General features: G+C 63.1%; 3 protein-coding genes. All 3 read right to left on the reverse strand.

The window, feature by feature from the left end; translation table 11 throughout:
• Positions 1-716, reverse strand: a 716-nt coding sequence (locus A3764_RS17645; protein WP_067951852.1) for an ABC transporter permease, incomplete at its 3' end; no start/stop codon positions are given.
• A complete protein-coding gene (locus tag A3764_RS17650; RefSeq protein ID WP_067925086.1) occupies positions 706-1,824 on the reverse strand; it encodes an ABC transporter ATP-binding protein in 1,119 nt (372 codons plus the stop codon). The genes A3764_RS17645 and A3764_RS17650, both read right to left, overlap by 11 nt.
• Positions 1,825-1,897: 73 nt before the next feature.
• The coding region (locus A3764_RS17655; protein WP_067951855.1) for an extracellular solute-binding protein at positions 1,898-2,822 on the reverse strand (925 nt) is incomplete at its 5' end.

A 2,822-nucleotide genomic window follows, 5' to 3' on the forward strand; every position in this document is an offset into this window, starting at 1 on the left:
GTGAACCACAGACTGTCCTTGCCGCCCAGCAGGATCGGGGTCAGGTAATTGCCGAGGCTCAGCATGAAGACCACGATACAGCCCGACACAATGCCCGGCATGGCGTGGGGAATGACGATTTCGCGCAGGATGGCAAAGCCGCTGGCCCCCAGATCATAGCCCGCTTCGATCAGGCTGTCGTCCAGACTGTCCAGCGTGGTGACGAGCGGCACCACCATGAACAGCATCGAGGTATAGACAAGCCCCGTCATGATCGCGGCATCGTTGTAGAGCATTTCGACCGGGCCGCCGACCAGCCCGAGATATTGCAGCAGGCCCGAGAAAATGCCCGTTTCCCGCAGCAGGATCATCCAGCCGAAGGTGCGGACCAGTTCGCTCACCCAGAAGGGGATGAGGCACATCAGGAACAGCGTCGTCTTCGTGCGCCCGCGGGTCAGCTTGGCGATGTAATAGGCGATGGGAAAACCGATCAGAAGCGTCAGCGCGGTGGCCGAGATGGACATATAGGCCGTGCGCGCGAAGGTGTTCCAGTAGAGCGGTTCATTGAAGAACACCGCGTAGTTGGCGAGGCTCGTCTCATACTCGCGCACGCCGACCCTTTCGCGCAGGCTCACGAGGAACATCCCCACATGCGGCAGGACGATGAGGGCCAGAAGCCAGACCGCCAGCGGGGCGATCAGCAGCCAGAAGCCCAGCCGGGTCCGGTCAGTTCCCATGCCGTCCCCCTGCCCCGGGATAGACCCGCGTCTGCTGCGGCTCCCATCCGAAATGGACCGTGTCGCCCTGCGCCAGATCGCGGAATTCCCCGGTCTGCGGCAGGGCCACGTTCATGTCCGCGCCGGTGGTCTGGTCGCGCAGGATCAACTGGCTGTTGGCCCCGTTGAACAGGATGTTCCGGACCTGTCCCTGACCGGAATTACCCATGGCCGAAAGATCCGCATGCCGGCGCGACAGCCGCACCGCTTCGGGGCGCACGAAGACATCCACGGTGGTTCCGGTGGCCAACCCCTGCCCCGCGCCGATCCCACGCAGGGTACGGCCTTCGGGGGTGACCATGCCGAGGATCCCGCCGTCTATACTGTCGATCCGGGCGGAAAACCGGTTCGCCTCCCCCACGAAACCGGCGACAAAGGCGGTTTCGGGTTCGTAATAAAGCTCTTTCGCGATGCCGACCTGTTCAAAGACCCCGTGGTTCATCACCGCGATCTGGTCGCTCATCACCAGTGCTTCGGACTGGTCGTGGGTGATGTAAACGAAGGTCGTGTTGAATTCGGACTGCAGCTGCTTCAGCTCCACCTTCATATGTTCGCGCAGCTTCAGGTCCAGCGCGCCCAGCGGTTCGTCAAGCAGCAGGACATCCGGCTCCAGCACCATGCACCGCGCGATGGCGACGCGCTGTTTCTGCCCGCCCGAAAGCGAATTGACGGGCCGGTCCGCGACCCCGGCCAGCCCGACACGTTCTAGCACCCGCTCCACCTGCCGCTTGGTATCGGCTCGGTTCACGCCGCGCTGGCGCAGACCGAAGCCGACGTTGGCCCCGATGTTCATCATCGGGAAGAGCGCCAGATGCTGGAACACCATCGACACCGGGCGCTTGTTGGGCGGCACCTCCAGCACCGACCGGCCCTTGATCAACAGATCACCGCCCGTGGGCTTCTGGAACCCCGCGATCATCCGCAACAGGGTCGTCTTGCCGCAGCCCGACGGGCCGAGGATGGAAAAGAACGTGCCCTGCGGCACGCTGAAGCTGACGTCTTTCACCGCCTTGAATTCGTCAAAACTCTTGGAGATCGCACGGCACTCCAGATCGGGGACTTGGGACATCTGACACCGTCTTTCGCATGGATGCAGGAAGCGCGGAGACCGCGCTTCCCGGTGTTCGTGGTGGGTGGAAAGCCTAGTTGGCGGCGTTGATCCGGTCCAGCGTCGCGCCTTCCAGCGCCTCGATGCCCGCGGGCACCACCGGGTACCACTTCACATTGTCGATGGCTTCCTGCGGAAAGCTCTTCTGGTACTTCGCCTTCAGCGCATCGTCCACGTTCGCGTCACCCCCCTTGGAGGCGGTGAAATTGCCCGCCGCCCCGGTGATCATCGCGGCGATTTCAGGCTGCATGACGAAATTGATCCACGCATAGGCCGCTTCATCCGCGCGCCCGCGTGCCGGGATGGCGAAGGTGTCGATCCACCCCAGCGCACCCGATGTCGGCGCGACGAAGGTGATGTCGGGATTGTCGTCGTTCAGCTGCCAGCCGCCGGTATCCCAGGCCATGGCCGCCGTCACCTCGCCCGAGCGCAGCAGGTTCTTCAGCTCATCGCCGCCGCCCCAATAGGCTTTGACGTTGGGCTTGCACTCGATCAGCTTGGCTTCGACCTTGTCCAGAATGTCCTGATACGCCTCTTCGTCGTCATAGGCGGCGAAAGGGTCCATCCCCATGGCAAAGGCAAAGCCGGTCAGCGTCGCGCGCTTCAGCCGGTAGGAGACCTTTCCCGCCACCGCATCGCTGCACAGGTCCGTATAGTCCTTCACGTCGCCCGCCATGGCGGTGTTCAGCACCAGACCGGAGGTGCCCCAGACATGCGGCACGCCGTAGACCTCGCCGTCCACCGTTGTATTGGCCTTGGTGGCTTCCAGCATGGAGGGGATGAACTGGCTTGCGTCGATCTTGGACAGATCGAGCGGCTTGTAGATGCCGAATTCGATCTGCGGCCCGGCGATCCGGTCCTGGCTGGGCTGGGCAAGGTCAAAGCCGCCGCCGTTGGTCGCACGCAGCTTGGCAATCATTTCCTCGTTGTTGGATTTGGTGACTTCGACGGTATGTCCG

It is taken from the genome of Sulfitobacter sp. HI0129 (assembly GCF_001635395.1).
Taxonomy (GTDB): Bacteria; Pseudomonadota; Alphaproteobacteria; order Rhodobacterales; family Rhodobacteraceae; genus Sulfitobacter.